At 72.7% G+C, this 14,792-nt stretch carries 14 protein-coding genes; 8 read left to right on the forward strand and 6 right to left on the reverse strand.

From position 1 onward, the window contains the following. Positions 1–11: 11 nt before the first annotated feature. The 6 genes from ACWCO3_RS05995 to ACWCO3_RS06020 all read left to right on the forward strand — a co-directional run bounded on the left by ACWCO3_RS05995 (position 12) and on the right by ACWCO3_RS06020 (position 6,621). On the forward strand, positions 12–1,703 hold the full coding sequence (locus ACWCO3_RS05995; protein ID WP_450008724.1) for a sensor histidine kinase: 1,692 nt from the start codon (positions 12–14) through the stop codon (positions 1,701–1,703). Positions 1,704–1,710: 7 nt separating this feature from the next. Next, complete coding sequence (locus ACWCO3_RS06000) at positions 1,711–2,379, forward strand: response regulator transcription factor (RefSeq protein WP_007072219.1); 669 nt, start codon at positions 1,711–1,713, stop codon at positions 2,377–2,379. Between the two features lie 188 nt (positions 2,380–2,567). After that, complete coding sequence (locus ACWCO3_RS06005; RefSeq protein ID WP_145779675.1) at positions 2,568–3,377, forward strand: SAM-dependent methyltransferase; 810 nt, start codon at positions 2,568–2,570, stop codon at positions 3,375–3,377. A gap of 79 nt (positions 3,378–3,456) precedes the next feature. Beyond that, positions 3,457–5,115, forward strand: coding sequence for a putative bifunctional diguanylate cyclase/phosphodiesterase (locus ACWCO3_RS06010; RefSeq protein ID WP_358051629.1), 1,659 nt, complete (start codon positions 3,457–3,459; stop codon positions 5,113–5,115). Between the two features lie 239 nt (positions 5,116–5,354). Beyond that, positions 5,355–5,939: a TetR/AcrR family transcriptional regulator gene (locus ACWCO3_RS06015; RefSeq protein WP_450008727.1), complete on the forward strand. Its 585-nt coding sequence runs from the start codon at positions 5,355–5,357 to the stop codon at positions 5,937–5,939. A 19-nt stretch (positions 5,940–5,958) separates the two neighbouring features. After that, positions 5,959–6,621, forward strand: coding sequence for a lysophospholipid acyltransferase family protein (locus tag ACWCO3_RS06020; protein ID WP_145779673.1), 663 nt, complete (start codon positions 5,959–5,961; stop codon positions 6,619–6,621). Positions 6,622–6,630: 9 nt separating this feature from the next. On the opposite strand, the gene ACWCO3_RS06025 is transcribed toward ACWCO3_RS06020, so the two are convergent. The 3 genes from ACWCO3_RS06025 to ACWCO3_RS06035 form a co-directional block, all read right to left on the reverse strand. Further along, entirely contained in the window at positions 6,631–7,755 is a 1,125-nt protein-coding gene (locus ACWCO3_RS06025; protein WP_358051450.1) for a glycosyltransferase family 4 protein, read from the reverse strand. Continuing rightward, positions 7,752–9,011 carry a M48 family metallopeptidase gene (locus ACWCO3_RS06030; RefSeq protein ID WP_423437187.1) on the reverse strand — a complete coding sequence of 420 codons (1,260 nt, stop codon included), beginning with the start codon at positions 9,009–9,011 and terminating at the stop codon, positions 7,752–7,754. Before ACWCO3_RS06030 ends, ACWCO3_RS06025 begins: the two co-directional genes overlap by 4 nt. A gap of 102 nt (positions 9,012–9,113) precedes the next feature. After that, entirely contained in the window at positions 9,114–9,332 is a 219-nt protein-coding gene (locus ACWCO3_RS06035; RefSeq protein ID WP_145779670.1) for a hypothetical protein, read from the reverse strand. A 348-nt stretch (positions 9,333–9,680) separates the two neighbouring features. Here ACWCO3_RS06035 and ACWCO3_RS06040 point away from each other — a divergent pair, with 348 nt between their 5' ends. Further along, a complete protein-coding gene (locus tag ACWCO3_RS06040; protein ID WP_450008730.1) occupies positions 9,681–10,103 on the forward strand; it encodes a hypothetical protein in 423 nt (140 codons plus the stop codon). 54 nt (positions 10,104–10,157) lie between these two features. On the opposite strand, the gene ACWCO3_RS06045 is transcribed toward ACWCO3_RS06040, so the two are convergent. The 3 genes from ACWCO3_RS06045 to ACWCO3_RS06055 all read right to left on the reverse strand — a co-directional run bounded on the left by ACWCO3_RS06045 (position 10,158) and on the right by ACWCO3_RS06055 (position 13,150). Further along, entirely contained in the window at positions 10,158–10,889 is a 732-nt protein-coding gene (locus tag ACWCO3_RS06045; protein WP_357935763.1) for a DinB family protein, read from the reverse strand. A 64-nt stretch (positions 10,890–10,953) separates the two neighbouring features. Then, complete coding sequence (locus ACWCO3_RS06050; protein ID WP_145779667.1) at positions 10,954–11,523, reverse strand: hypothetical protein; 570 nt, start codon at positions 11,521–11,523, stop codon at positions 10,954–10,956. A 172-nt stretch (positions 11,524–11,695) separates the two neighbouring features. Beyond that, positions 11,696–13,150 carry an NYN domain-containing protein gene (locus tag ACWCO3_RS06055; RefSeq protein ID WP_358166488.1) on the reverse strand — a complete coding sequence of 485 codons (1,455 nt, stop codon included), beginning with the start codon at positions 13,148–13,150 and terminating at the stop codon, positions 11,696–11,698. Between the two features lie 127 nt (positions 13,151–13,277). Here ACWCO3_RS06055 and ACWCO3_RS06060 point away from each other — a divergent pair. Beyond that, a partial coding sequence (locus ACWCO3_RS06060; RefSeq protein ID WP_450008733.1) for a DEDD exonuclease domain-containing protein occupies positions 13,278–14,792 on the forward strand: 1,515 nt, incomplete at its 3' end.

A 14,792-nucleotide genomic window follows, 5' to 3' on the forward strand; every position in this document is an offset into this window, starting at 1 on the left:
CCATCCGTCACGTGCCCGCATCCACAGCCACCGCACCGCACCCGCATCCCCTCGCCGCGGCCGCCCGCCTGGTGATGCTGGCGTTGATCGCCGTACTGACCCTGTTCGCCACCCGTGACGTCACCCAGCTGTGGTGGATCGCGTTGCTGGCGGTGGCCGGTCTGCCGTCCCTGCTGGCTCCCCAGCACCGGCTGATCGCGCCGCTGAGCAGGGTGGCGGAGGTGGTGGTGCTGGGCCTGGCCGCGAGCCACGTGGCAGCGGTCGCGTCGATCGGCGGCACCGTCGACGGGCTCGGCGCCTCGGCGATACTCCCCTACCTGGCGGTCCCGGTGACCGTCACCGCGCTGCGCCGCCGCTTCCGTGAGGGCAGCGCCCTGCTCGCGGTCACCGCCGCCACGCTGCTGGTCAGCGGCGCCCTGACCACCGTCGACGGCGGGGTCCAGCTCGGCCAGCCGGGTTACCTCGCGGTCTGCGCGCAGTGGCTGATCCTGGCGGCCCTCGGGCTCTACGCCGCCGGCACCCTGCACCGGGTGATGGCCGTACGCGGCGAGGGCAAACCGCAGCCGTACGCCGAGGCCACCCGACTGCTGACCCAACTGCGGACGGTGGCCCGGCAGCTCCCCGGGGCCACCCTCGACCCGGGCGGCATCTCCGAGCATCTGCTGGAGGAGTTGCGCACCGTGGCCCGGGCCGACCGGGGCGCGGTGCTGTCGGCCAGCGGCGGCGGCCGGCTCGTGGTGCTCGCCCAGGCCGGCGTCGACCGGGTGGACTGGGAGACGACGCTGGACGCGGATTCGGCGATCGCCGACGCCTGGGCCAGCCAACAGGCCACGACGGCCGCACGGTCACAGTCACGCTCGCACCGCGGTGGTGACGTGTCCGCGCTGATCGTCCCGCTGGTCGCCGGGGTACGCACGGTGGGGCTGGTGGTGCTGGAGGCGGACGCCGCGCAGGCGTACCCACCGCCGGTGGTGTCCCGGGTGACAGCACTGACCCGCCCGGCCGCGCTGCGGCTGGAGGCGGCGCTGCTGTTCGACGAGGTCCGCTCGCTGGCCACCAACGAGGAGCGGCAGCGGCTGGCCCGGGAGATCCACGACGGGGTGGCGCAGGAGTTGGTGATGGTCGGCTACGGCATCGACAACGCCATGGCCACCGTCTTCGACGACGCGGACGAGACCGCCGAGGCCCTGCGTACGCTGCGCGCCGAGGTGACCCGGGTGATCCAGGAACTGCGGCTGAGCCTCTTCGAGCTGCGCAGCGAGGTGGACCGGCAGGGCGGGCTGGCCGCGGCGATCGCCGAGTACGCGCGCACCGTGGGCGCGTCCGGCGGGCTGCGGGTGCACCTCTCGCTGGACGAGTCCACCGCCCGGCTGCCGGCGGCCACCGAAGCCGAGTTGCTGCGCATCGCGCAGGAGGCGGTGACCAACGCCCGCAAGCACGCCGGAGCCTCGAATTTGTGGGTCACCTGTGAGGTCGACCCCCCGTACGCGCAAATAGAAGTGTCGGATGACGGTCAGGGGATGGCTGACCAGCGCCCCGACGGACGGTACGGTCTTGCGATCATGGCCGAGAGGGCGGAACGTATCCGGGGCCGGTTGGAGATCAGGCCGCGGCAACCCAGCGGCACGACCGTGGCGGTGGTTCTCGGTTCCTCGTCCCGGCGCGACAACGTGCGCGACAGCGCAGCACCAGAAGGGGAGTAACCCGAGGATGACCACAAGTCCGACACCGGCCACCCGCACCAAGGTCCTCCTTGTCGACGATCATGACCTGATTCGCAAGGGCCTGCGGCACGCCTTCGAGCGCGACCGCCAGTTCGAGGTCGTCGGTGAAGCGGCCACGGCGGCGGAGGGTGTACGCCAGGCCGGCGCCCTGCAGCCGGACGTGGTGATCATGGATCTGCGGCTGCCCGACGGCAGCGGCCTGGAGGCCACCCGCGCGCTGCGCAAGTCCAGCGCGTCGATGGGCATCGTGGTGCTGACCATGTACGCCGGCGACGACCAGCTCTTCGGCGCACTGGAGGCCGGCGCGAGCGCCTTCGTGCCGAAGACCGCACCGGCCGACGAGGTGGTGGCCGCCGCGCGGCACGCCGCCTCGTCCCCCAGCGCGTTCACCGCCGCCGACCTGGCCGAGGCGATGAAGCGTCGGCTCGCCCCGTCCGGCCCGCAGTTGTCGCCCCGGGAGGGGCAGGTGCTGCGTCTGCTCGCCGACGGCATGAGCGTGGCGGGGATCGCCAAGCAGCTGTTCGTCAGCGAGTCCACGGCCAAGACGCACATCTCGAAGCTCTACGAGAAGCTCGGGGCGGCCAACAGGGCGCAGGCCCTGATGACCGCGCTCCGACTCGGCCTGCTCGAGGCACCGGACGCGCCCAAGTTCTGACCTGTTCCCGCTCGTCGAGCGGGACGTCGCGGCCGACGGTCCGCGCCGGCTTCGGCCCGGCGCGGGCCGTCGCGCATCGACCGACGTCGGCGGGCAACCTCCGGCGCGCTATGGTCTGGCGTGCGTGGCGGGTGCACAATACCCGCGCGGGTGACGACGCCCGCGTCGCGGACTCGAGGGGTTGACGCATGCAGCGGCCGGACTGGGCACCCGACACCATCGACATCGAGCGCCCGAGCGTCGCGCGGATGTACGACTACTACCTCGGCGGTTCGCACAACTTCGCCGCCGACCGGGCCGCGGCGCAGGCGATGGTCGCGGCGGTGCCCGAGGCGCCGCTGATGGCGCAGGCCAACCGGGCGTTCCTGCGTCGGGCCGTGCACCACCTCGCCGAGGCCGGGATCCGGCAGTTCCTGGACATCGGCTCGGGCATCCCGACCGTCGGCAACGTGCACGAGATCGCCCAGCGGCTCGACCCGCAGTCGCGGGTGGTCTACGTGGACGTCGACCCGGTGGCGGTGGCGCACAGCCGCGAGATCCTCGCCGGCAACGAACGGGCGGTGGTGGTGCAGGAGGACCTGCGGCGCCCGGAGGCGATCCTGGCCCACCCGGACGTCCGCAAGCTCCTCGACCTGAGCCAGCCGGTCGCCGTGATGGTGGTGGCTGTCCTGCACTTCGTCTCCGACGACGACCGACCTGCGGAGCTGCTGGGGACGCTGCGCGATGCGCTGGCCCCCGGCAGCCACCTCGTGCTGTCGCAGGCCAGCGACGACGGGCGCAGCGAGGACGAGCGCGCCGAGGCGGAGCGGGTGTACCGGCGCACCGACAACCCGCTGTGGGTGCGCAGCCGCGCCGAACTGACCGCGCTCTTCGACGGGTTCGAGCTGCTCGATCCCGGCGTGGTCTGGGTGCCCGAGTGGCGACCGGACACTCCGGAGAGCGCGGAGGACGCCGAGCGGGCGGTCTTCATGGGCGGGGTCGGGCGGCTCGGTGGCTGAGCCGCCCGGGGTGACCTCCCACCCGGGCACGTTCGCCCGCGCCTGGGCGAAGGCGGTCTCCGGGACCAGCTATCTGCCGATGACCCAGGCCCAGCTGGAAACCCTCCTGGACCGGCTCACCGGGCAACTGGCCGGCGCGTTGCTGACCGAGCCGTTCGACCTGCGTGCGGGGCATCGGGTCGGCGCCGAACTGGTGGCCGCGCACATCGCGTCCGCGGAAGGGCTCGGCCGTACCGTCGAGGTCATCCAGCTCCGCCTGGTGCGCGACCTGGGCCTGGTCGCCGAGGACGTCGAGGACCGGATGGCCCGGTTGCTCGCGGCCGTGGCGACCGGCTACGCCCGCGCGCTGCGCGACCGGACGCTCGACGAGCAGGAGTCGATCCGCCGGGCCGCGATGAGGGCCCGTACGCAGGCCGAACGGGCACTGCGGGCCAGCGAGGCCCGGTTCCGTCACCAGGCCACCCACGACCCGCTCACCGCCCTGCCCAACCGGACGCTGTTCACCGAACGGCTCACCGCCGCGCTGAACGAGCCGGGCCGGGGCGCGCAGCGGGTCGGGGTGTGCTTCCTGGACCTGGACCGCTTCAAGGTCGTGAACGACACCCTGGGGCATCAGGTGGGCGACCAACTGCTGGTCACGGTGGCCGAACGGCTGTCCGAGGCGATGGGTGAGCACCTGGTGGCCCGGCTCGGCGGCGACGAGTTCGTGATCCTGGTGGAACACAGCGGCGGCACCGACGCCATGGTGACGCTGGCCGAGACCGCGCTGGCCGCGGTCCGAACGCCGGCCCTGGTGGACGGGCACGAGCTGCAGATCTCGGCGAGCATCGGCATCGTCGAGCGGCAGGTCGCCGGGGCCAATCCCAGTGACCTGATGCGGGCCGCCGACAGCACCCTGCACTGGGCGAAGGCTGCCGGTGGGGCCCGCTGGGCGCTCTACGACGCCGAGCGCAACCAACGCGAACTGGCCCGCTACGCGCTCTCCGCGGCCATCCCGGCCGCCCTGGAACGGGGTGAGTTCTATCTCGACTACCAGCCGCTGACCTCACTGCGCGACGGCAGCCTCGTCGGCGTCGAGGCACTGGTCCGGTGGCGTCACCCGGAGCTCGGGGTGTTGCGTCCGGACAGCTTCATCGGGTTGGCCGAGGAGACCGGCCTGATCGTGCAGCTCGGTGGGTGGGTGCTGGCCGAGGCGTGCCGCGAGGCGGAGGCCTGGTCCGCCGGCGGGGCGGCGGCACCGTTCGTCAGCGTCAACCTGGCGGTACGTCAGGTGCACCGGCCCGGGCTGGTGCAGGAGGTCCGCGCCCTGCTGCGGCAGACCGGTCTGCCGCCGGAGCGGCTGCAGCTGGAGATCACCGAGAGCACGATGATGAGCACCGCCGAGGAGCCGGTCCGCGCCCTGCGGGTCCTGGCCGACCTCGGGGTACGGATCGCCATCGACGACTTCGGCACCGGTTACAGCAACCTGGCGTACCTGCGGGACCTGCCGGTGACCGAACTGAAAGTGGCCGGGGAGTTCGTGGCCGGCCTGCGGTCGCCGTCGGTCGGCCGTACCGACGAACGGATCCTCGCCTCGCTGGTCTCGCTGGCGCACGCACTTGACCTGACGGTGACCGCCGAAGGGGTGGAGACCGCCGGGCAGGCCGAACGCCTTCGCGCGATCGGCTGCGACGCCGCCCAGGGCTGGCACTTCGGCCGCCCAGCCCCCGCCGATCGCATCCTCGCCCGCATCCGCTGAGCCGTCCGGGCCCGCGCTGGCAGGGCCGCCCGCTCCGGGCTGGCCACCGTGGACCAGCCCCATGATCGTGCTCGATCACTGATGTAGTGGTGTCGGCGAGCCGTGGAGACCACTACATCCTGGTTCGAGCACGATCACGGCCCGGCCCGACGGCGGCGGACGGCACAGCTCCCGCCGCACGACGCACCTGCACCGACCTCGCCGTAGACAGCGTCTACGCCACCTGGTAGACAGTGTCTATGGACGTGGACGAGACCGGGTTGCGGGCGCGACTGGTGGCCGCCGGAGTGGACCTGGTGCTGCGCGAGGGCCAGTCGGCGGTGTCGCTGCGGGAGATCGCTCGCCGCGCGGGCGTCTCGCACGGTGCGCCGCGCCGCTACTTCCCGACCCACGTCGACCTGCTCTCCGCCATCGCCCGCGAAGGCTTCGCCGACCTCACCGCCCGCGTCGAGAAGACATTGCGCCACGTCGAGCCCGACCCGCGTACCCAACTGACCGCGCTGGCCCGGACGTACCTGGACTTCGCGGCGGCCCATCGCGGCATGTTCGAGCTGATGTTCCGCCACGACCTGCTGGACAGCGGCCGGCTACGGCTGCGGGAGACGAGCCTCCCGCTGTTCGCCGTGCTGGCCGACCTGGTGGCCCAGCTACGCCGACCGACCGACGCCCCCGCACCGGTGCTCGCCGGCGCACTCTGGGCCAACCTGCACGGCATCGCCCAACTGTGGGCCTGGGGCAGCCTGCCGTTGGCCACCGGTGCCACCGACGACGACGCCCTGGTGCGTGCCGCACTCGATGCCCACCTCGGCCCGACACCCGCATGAACCCACCCCCGGAGGACGCGTGCCCCTGCTGTACGACCTCACCAAGCTGACCGTCGGCACCGCGCTGCGTCTCGGCTGGCAACCCCACGTGGAAGGGCTGGAGCACCTCCCCCGGCACGGAGGCGCGGTCCTCGCCAGCAATCACCTCTCCGTCGCCGACGAGCTGTTCCTCGTCGCCGCAGCGCCTCGACACGTGACCTTCTGGGCCAAGGCCGAGTACTTCACCGGCCGGGGCCCGAGCGGCTGGCTCAACCGGCAGATCGTGACCGGCATGGGTGCCATCCCGGTCGACCGCGCCGACGGCCGGGCCGCCCTGCGCGCCCTCGACGCCGCCGTACCGGTGCTGCGCTCCGGTGGCCTGGTCGCCGTCTACCCGGAGGGCACCCGCTCCCCCGATGGGCGGCTCTACCGGGGCCGGGTCGGGATGACCCGCCTGGCCCGCGACGCCGAGGTGCCCATCATCCCGGTCGGCGTGCTCGGCACCGCCGAGGTGCTGCCGGTCGACGCGCGGCTGCCCCGCCGTCACCCGGTCACCCTGCGGTTCGGCCCACCCATCCCGGTCGCCGACCGGATCACCGGCCCCCGCGACATCCGAACGATCACCGACGAGGTGATGGCGGCGATCCAGAAGCTGACCGGCCAGGAGTACGTGCCGCGCTACGCCCCGCCCCGGGAGAGCTGAAGGCGGCGATCAGCCGGCGAGCAGCGCCGCCATCCGATCCGCCTGAGCCTCCCAGCGCCACTCCCGCTCCACCCACGCCCGGCCGGCGGCACCCAACTGGCGGGCCAGGTCCCGGTCGGCCAGCAGCCGGGCGACCCGGTCGGCGAGCTGGGCGACGTCCCGGCCTCGGACGACGTAACCGGTCTCGCCCTCACGGACCGCGTCCGGCGCACCACCGGAGTCACCGGCCACCACCGGCAGGCCGGTCGCGGAGGCCTCCAGGTAGACGATGCCCAGCCCTTCGACGTCGAGCCCACGGTTACGGGTGCGGCACGGCATCGCGTAGACGTCACCGGCCGCGTAGTGCGCGGGCAACTCGGCCGACGGCACCGAACCGGTGAACACCACGTCCCGTTCCACACCGGTCTGCCGGGCCAGCTTCTCCAGCGTGGCCCGGTACGGTCCACCGCCGACGATCAGCAGCGCCGCGTCCGGCACCCGACGGCGGATCTCCGGCAGTGCCCGGATCAGCATGTCCTGGCCCTTGCGCGGCACCAGCCGGGACACGCAGACCACCACCGGCCGGTCGGTCAACCCGAGCCGAGCCCGGACCGGCTCGCCGTCCACGGTCGGGTGGTAGGTGTCCACGTCGACGCCGGGCGCCAACTGGCGCAGCTCGGTCACCCCGTCCAGCACCCGGGCCAGCCGACTGCGGGTGTACTCACCGAGGTAGGTGGTGACGTCCACACCCCGACCGATGCGCCGCAGCGCCGGCCGGGCAGCCGGCAACGCCGCCCAACCGACCTCGTGGCCGTGGGTCTGCGCCACCACCCGGCGTACGCCCGCCCGCCGACGCAGACCGGCCGCGAGCAGCCCCAACGGGGCCGCGGCCCCGAACCACACAGTGTCGCAGTCGTAGGCGCGAGCCAGCCGCGCCGCCCGGCGGGCGATCAAGGGGGTCGGCAACAGCACCCTTGTGCGTTCCCGGATCACCTCGAACGGCTGGTCGGCGTCGAACTTCGCGGACCCTCGCCAGCTCGACGCGTACACCACCACCGAACCGGCCGGTTGCCGTACCGCGAGGTTGTGCACAAAAGACTGGATGCCGCCCGGGCGGGGCGGAAAGTCGTTGGTGATCAGCAGCGTGCGACTCATCGACCGGCCTCCCGGGCGTACGCGCGGGCGGCGGCCATCCGCTCCACTGTGGACGGGTGCGAGGCCGAGTAGAGGTATTCCCAGCGTGGCGGGTCGGGGTCGCCCAGGTTGACCGAGCCGAGCCGCCGCTGCATCGACTCGAAGGCCTCCGGGTCGCCGGTGAGCGCGAGGGCGTGCGCGTCGGCCCGTGCCTCCACCCGCCGCGACATCAACGCCTGCACCGGCGCGGCCACCAACCCGGCCACCGTGACGAGGGCCAGCAGCAACGGGAACGCCCTCGGCTGGGCGACCGAGTCGACACCGGCCAGCCGCAGCAGCGGCCCCCACGAGCCGAGCAGGTAGAGCGCCACCACAGCGGCGGCGGCGCCCAGCGCCCCGGTCAGCGTGCCGACCGCCACGTCGGAGTCCTTGGCGTGGCCCAACTCGTGCGCCACCACGGCCGTCACCTCGGCCGGCGTCGCCTCGGTCAGCAACGTGTCGTAGACGACCACCCGACGGGTCGGACCGAGACCGGAGACGTACGCGTTGACCGCCTTGGTGCGGCGGGAGGCGTCGGCGACCAGCACGTCACGCACCGGCACCCCGTCCCGGGCGGCCATGCTCATCAGCTCGGTGCGCAGCGGCCCCTGCTCCATCGGCGTGAACCGGTTGAACACTGGCTCCACGAGCACCGGCAACACGAACGACAGCAGGATCACCAGCACTGCCGCGCCGCCCGCGCCGAACGCCCACCACCAGCGCGGCGCGAGCCGGATGACAGCGTAGAAGCCGAACAGGGCCACCGCGCCGATCACCGCGCTGACCGCGTACGACTTGAGCAGGTCGACAGCCCAGCCGCTCCAGCCGTTGGTGCTCAGCCCGTAGCGGGTGAGCACGCTCTGCCGCCAGGCGGCCAACGGAAGTGTCACCAGGTCGGCGACGAGCACGACGGCCAGCCCGCCGAGCACGGCCTGCGCGGCCCAGTGCCCCCCGAAGGGCCGACCCACCAGCTCGACGAGGCGGCTGCCCAGCGGGGTGAGCCCGAGCGCGAGGGCGACCAGCAGGCCGACGGCGAGGGCGGTGTAGCTGCCGGGGCGCAACGCGGCCCGGAACTCCCGCCCCTTGGCCACCTGCTCGGCCGGCAGGTCCCGCAGCGCCGCGAGCTGGTCGGCCCGGGGCGCGGGCGGCCGGTGCCAGGGAATCAGCAGCGCGGCGATCACGACCAACGCGACGGTCAACCCGGCCAGGGCCACCAGCGCCCAGCCGCGCGGGGTCACCGCGTCACCGCCTGTCGTACCCCGCGCATCGCGCCGCTCCTCCCGCCGTGACCGCTCATCCTATGGCCCGCGATAAGCCCGCTTCCGGGCGCGGTGTCGCGGTCAGGCGACGCGGCGGGTGGCACGACGGCGAGCAGCCTCCGGGCGCGCGGGCGCGGCCAGCACCTCCACCTCGAAGCCGGCCCGGGCGAGCACCTCGATGGCCTCGACCTCGGCGGCGACCAACCCGGCCGCCGGGGACGTCTCGTCGAACAGGGCAGTCAGCGGGCAGCCGGAACAGCCGTCGGCCCGCCTCGCGCACCCGTCGCAGTCGATGAGCATCGTGCCTCCTGATCGGCTCTCGGTGCGCGGTCGACGCCCTTTCGTCGCGGGCCGAGCACCGTCGGTGACATCGACACTAACCACCGGGTACGACAGGAACCCCGTCCGACCGCCCGTTTCAGGGCTAGATCCACTCCAGATCAGCGATATCGGGGTATCCCACCCGGCTAGCACCCCCAACATCGAGGAACCCGCCATCAAGGAATTCATGCCGATCGAGCGAAGGAGGGGCGTCGTTTGGTCGATCGGTCACCCGGGCACTGAGCGACGGTGGCCGACCTCGATGCTTCGTCAGTCGTGGATTTCCGGTACTCCCCGCGCCGCCATCGCCTCGCGAAGCTCCTCGTCGTGCTGGGCACCGCGGCTCTTCTCGCCTTCTACACGGTGGTGTTCGACGAGGCCTGGTGGGAGGTGCTGCTGCGGTTCGGAATGATCGGCGCCGTCGTCTCACTGACCACCAACTGGCAGTTGCGCCGTCAGCCTCGTCTGCCGCTGCGGCTGACCGACGAGACGCTGCACCTGACCGGACCGAACGGGACACGTCTCAGCATCGACTGGGTCAACATGGCCAGCGCCCAGGTCCGAGGCCGCCTGGATCCGCGGCTGGTGGTCATGCCACTCGACCCGGAGCAGACGCGGCCCCCCATGCGAGCCAGGCAGTGGTCGACCCCTGGTCGCGGCCCCTACGAGCTGGTCGTCCGGCTCGCCTGGATGACGCCAGGCCCCGACGCACTGCGTCGTGAGCTGGCCCGGCGACTACCGAGCAGCTGACTGGCGGCGGCCCGAGCGCCGGCCCGGCCGAGCAGCCGAGCGCCCGAACGGCCGTTAGGGTGAGTCACAGCCCTGCGCGTCGAGGTCACGCAGGGCGAAGCGGAGATGCTGCCACTCCTCGTCGAGGATCACGTGAAGGCAGTGCAGGACGGACACCTGTTTCTCGGGCCACCAGGCGGCCGGCCGGGTCTCGGCGAGCAGGTCCGGCGTGACGGCCGCGAGAAAGTCGCGCACCATCGCCTGCCGCTCGGCCCGCAGCTCCAGAGTCGTGGCGAACGTCGGCTGCTCGACGGCAAAGATCGACATGTCGAAACCGTCGGTCTCGTACTCGGCATGTGGTTGCCCGAGCGGGTGGAAGGGCTGCGGCAGTCGCCGGATCGCCTTGCCCAGCCAGGTGTCGGCGGCGAACGCGAGGTGGCGCAGTGTCTGCGCGAACGACCACTCCCCGTCGATCGAGACGTCGACCGCACCCTCGGGCATGGACACGGCCCGGTCGACCGCCGCCGCCCAGACCCGTTCGAGTGCCGCCCACGCTGTGCGGAGGTCGTCCGGATTCTTGGCCTGCCGCAGCTCACGCCCGGGAAATCGTCGGTTGAGCTCGTCCTCGACCAGCGGCACCACATCGACGCCGTTGACCAGGAACGTGCCCTCGGCCAGCCAGGGCGCGTCGATGTCCAGAGCATCCACATCGACGCCGCGCATCACCGCACCGGCCAGCGTCGACCTGTTGAACCGGGCACCCCGCAGGTCGCGGTCGACGAAGACCTTGACGTCGTCCGGTGCCATGGCGACTCCCTCCCGTTGGCGACAGCGGCGACGCTAGCCCTCGGGTACGACTAGAACTCGGGGATCACGGCGCGGGCGGCGGCTGGGCCACCCGTACGGTCTTCTTGACGCTCTCGGGCGGAACGACGGCGTTGAACAACGTGCTGTTCTCGTGGTCGAACAGCTCGGTGAGTCGGGTGAGCACGACCGCCGTCTCGTCGAGCGCCAGGATCTGGGCGTCGGCAGGATTGGCGCGAAGGATTTGCAGCATGCTGACCTCCCACTGGGCAACCAGGCCAGCCAGGATGAATTCCTGTGACCGGTACAACCGCCAGTTCGTGTCCCAGGAATAGAAATTCCGAAGGCCGGCCGCGATGGCGACCACCACGCTGACCACCGCGAGAAAGACGTAGTTCTTACGTTCGTCGCGGATGATCGGGACCACGAACAGCAGTGGCAGCGTGATGCTCAGTACGATCTCGATCGCACCGATCACCTTGAACCAGATGACGTGCAGGCTCGCCAGCCGCCGGTAGCGCCTGCGGTGCAGCGTCAGGAATCTGTCGATGAGCTGGGCGCAAGCCGGGAACGCGTCGGTGACCTCCGGTGACCACTGATAGGAACGCTGCAACGCCTCCCGTGACACTCCCAGCATCGATCCGTCCTCACATCCGGGCCGCCGAAGCTGACCATGGTGAGTCCGGGCGTGGTGGTGGCGGAACCGGCCTGTCGTGTAATCGACTGCCACACCTGGGCGCTTGATGATGCCGCGGGTCGAAACCCTCCCACGGGACGGCGGGCGCCGCTGAACACCTCCGAGGACGGCGTCAGGAGCGGGCGAGCCGCCGCAGCAGCGAGTCCGCGCCCAGCGGGTAGGCGCCGTGCCGGCGTACCCCGTCGGCGACCTCGCGGTCGGAGGAGACCACGACCACCGGACGCCCCGCCGGCTCGGCACGGACCAACCGTCGGATCAGCTCGTCGGCGGTCTCGCCCTTGCGGGAGAAGAGCACCCGTACGCCGCGCGGCGCGGGTGGCAGCCCGTGCATCCGCTCGGCGCCGTCGAAGACGACGGTGACCTCGTCGCCGGTCTGCGCGGCGATGCCGCCGAGCCCGGTGATCAGGCGTTTGCGCTGCTGCTCCAGGGACATCTCGCCGAAACCGCGCTTGGTGACGTTGTAGCCGTCGACCACCAGGTGCGCCCGGGGCAGGGCGAGCAACTGGTCGAGCCGGGCCGGGTCGTCGGTGTCGCGGGCACGGGCGGCCGGGCCGGCCGGGGCGGTGCCCGGCTGCTCGGCGAACGCGTCGGCCACGAAGTCGGCGGGGAGTTTGTCCACCGGGTCGAGCGCCAGCTCCCGGCGCAGGCCGACGGCAGCCTGGCCGATGGTCTCCAGCAACAGCCACAGCCGGGCGTCGTCGACCGAACGCGCCTCCTTGGCGCTCGCCCGGGCCACCCCGGCGGCGGCCTCCGCCTCGGCCAACCGGGCCCGGGCCCGGCGTAGTTCGGCGTCCACGTCCGCGCTGGCCCGCGCGGCCCGGCCACGCTCGGTGGCCAGCAACTCGGTGGCCTTGCGCTCGCGGGCCTGGGTCTCCCGCAGGGTACGGGCCACCTGCCGGGACTCCTCGCGGAGCTGGCCCAGCTCCTCACGGACGCGGGCCAGCTCGTCGCGCAGCTTCTCCGCCTCGACCCGGGCCACCGCCCGGTCGTGCTCGGCGCGGGTGGCGCGTTGTTCGGCCTCGCGGACCAGTTCGGCGACGACCGCGCTGTCGGCCTCGGCGCGAACGGCGGCGCCGCTGGCGTCGATCAGCTCCCGCCAGCCACGCGGACGGGCCAGGTAGGCCAGGGCGGCGACCTCGACCGGGTCGGCGGCGGCGGGGGCGGTGCCCTCGACGACGGCGGCCCCGAGGTCACCGGCGTCGGCCAGGACGCGGGCGGTGACCCGCTGCCGGAACAGCGGGTCGGCGGTGAGCTGGGCGGCGATGACCGGCGCGCCGAGCCGGGCCCGCCGGTTGGGGGCGAACTTGGCCACCCGGCGCAACGGCACCGGCACCTCGTCGGCGGGCAGGCTGGGCAGCACCGCGGCGGTCAGCGTCACGATCCGCTGCCGGACCGGCTCGGGCAGCGTCGGCTCCGGCTCGATGGCCGGGCCGTCGCCGGTCTCGGTGGGGTCCGATGCGTTGGATGTCTCGCTGACTACGTTGTCGTCCGGGTTGCCCAGGGCCCCGTCGAGCGCGACCAGATCCTCCTCTGGGAGGTGGTCGTCGTGCGGCTCGGCGAGGGGCATGTGGCAAGTCTCCCACCGCGACCGGGCCCACCGCCCGGTGAGTGAGCCGATCTCTCATCCTAGCCCCATGGCGACTGGTGGGACGCATGCGACGGGAGTGTCGGACCGGGGCGCTAGCGTGCCGCCGATGGCACAGGCGGAGTACGTCCAGGAGTCCCTCGCTGGTCTCGACCCGGCGGTCGGTGGGGTCGACCCGGCGCTGCCGCTCTACGCGACCACCTTCGTGGTGGTCGACCTGGAGACCACCGGCGGCGCGCCGGACGGCGGCGGCATCACCGAGATCGGCGCGGTGAAGGTGCGCGGCGGTGAGCAACTGGGTGTGCTCGCCACGCTGGTCAACCCGGGGCAGCCGATCCCACCCTTCATCACCGTGCTGACCGGGATCACCCAGGCGATGCTGCTGCCTGCGCCGCCGATCGAGCAGGTGCTGCCGAGCTTCCTGGAGTTCATCGACGACGCCGTGCTGGTGGCCCACAACGCCCCGTACGACGTGGGCTTCCTCAAGGCCGCCTGCGCCAAGCACGGCTACCGCTGGCCCAACCCCCGGGTGCTGGACACCGCGGCGCTGGCCCGCCGGGTGCTGACCCGCGACGAGGTGCCCAACCGCAAGCTCGGCACCCTGGCCGCCTACTTCCGCACCCACACCCAGCCCACCCACCGCGCGCTGGACGACGCGAAGGCCACCGTCGACGTTCTGCACGGCCTGATCGGCCGGCTCGGCGGCCACCGGGTGGACACGGTCGGCGACGCCATCGAGTTCGCCCGGGCGGTCACCCCGACGCAGCGCCGCAAACGGCACCTCGCCGACGGCCTGCCCAAGGTCCCCGGGGTCTACATCTTCCGGGCCGCCGACGACCGTCCGCTCTACGTCGGCACCTCCGTGGACATCGCCACCCGGGTGCGCAGCTACTTCACCGCCGGCGAGAAGCGGGCCCGGATCTCCGAGATGCTGGCCGCGGCCGAACGGGTCGAGGCGGTGGAGTGCGCGCACTCGTTGGAGGCGGAGGTCCGCGAGCTGCGGTTGATCGCCGCGCACGCCCCGCCGTACAACCGACGCTCCAAATACCCGGAGCGGATGGTCTGGCTCAAGCTGACCGACGGTCCGTACCCTCGGCTGTCGATCGTCCGCGACCTCTCCCCCACCGACACCGCGTACCTCGGGCCGTTCACCTCCCGGCGGGCCGCGGAGCTGGCCGCCGCCGGCTTCCACGACGCGGTGCCGCTGCGTCAGTGCACGCACCGGCTCTCGCTACGCACCGTCACGCCGGCGTGCGCGCTGGCCGAGCTGGGTCGCTGCCCGGCACCCTGCGAACACAAGATCACCCCGCAGGAGTACGACGACAGCGCCGCCGCGCCCTTCCGCACCGCCACGACCGACGACCCCCAGCCGGTGGTGGACGCGCTGCTCGCCCGGATCGACGTGCTCTCGGCCGACCAGCGCTACGAGGACGCGGCAGTGGTGCGGTCCCGGCTGGCAGCGGTGCTGCGGGCCACCGTCCGGATGCAACGGTTGGCCGCGTTGACCGGGATCGTCGAGCTGGCCGCCGCGCTGCGCACCGCCGACGCGGCCGGCGCGGGTGCGGTGATCTTCGCCGGAGACGCCGTCGATCCGTACAACGGTAAGTGTGTGCGGGCCTCGGCC

Source organism: Micromonospora sp. NPDC002411 (assembly GCF_053592955.1).

Bases quoted from the DNA above. Each gene is read 5' to 3' on its own strand.
- ACWCO3_RS06035 (WP_145779670.1), bottom strand. From the start codon at position 9,332: ATGCTCATCGACTGCGACGGGTGCGCGAGGCGGGCCGACGGCTGTTCC.
- ACWCO3_RS06055 (WP_358166488.1), bottom strand. From the start codon at position 13,150: ATGCCCCTCGCCGAGCCGCACGACGACCACCTCCCAGAGGAGGATCTG.
- ACWCO3_RS06025 (WP_358051450.1), bottom strand. From the start codon at position 7,755: ATGAGTCGCACGCTGCTGATCACCAACGACTTTCCGCCCCGCCCGGGC.
- ACWCO3_RS06015 (WP_450008727.1), top strand. From the start codon at position 5,355: ATGGACGTGGACGAGACCGGGTTGCGGGCGCGACTGGTGGCCGCCGGA.
- ACWCO3_RS06050 (WP_145779667.1), bottom strand. From the start codon at position 11,523: ATGCTGGGAGTGTCACGGGAGGCGTTGCAGCGTTCCTATCAGTGGTCA.
- ACWCO3_RS06045 (WP_357935763.1), bottom strand. From the start codon at position 10,889: ATGGCACCGGACGACGTCAAGGTCTTCGTCGACCGCGACCTGCGGGGT.
- ACWCO3_RS06010 (WP_358051629.1), top strand. From the start codon at position 3,457: ATGACCCAGGCCCAGCTGGAAACCCTCCTGGACCGGCTCACCGGGCAA.
- ACWCO3_RS06005 (WP_145779675.1), top strand. From the start codon at position 2,568: ATGCAGCGGCCGGACTGGGCACCCGACACCATCGACATCGAGCGCCCG.
- ACWCO3_RS06000 (WP_007072219.1), top strand. From the start codon at position 1,711: ATGACCACAAGTCCGACACCGGCCACCCGCACCAAGGTCCTCCTTGTC.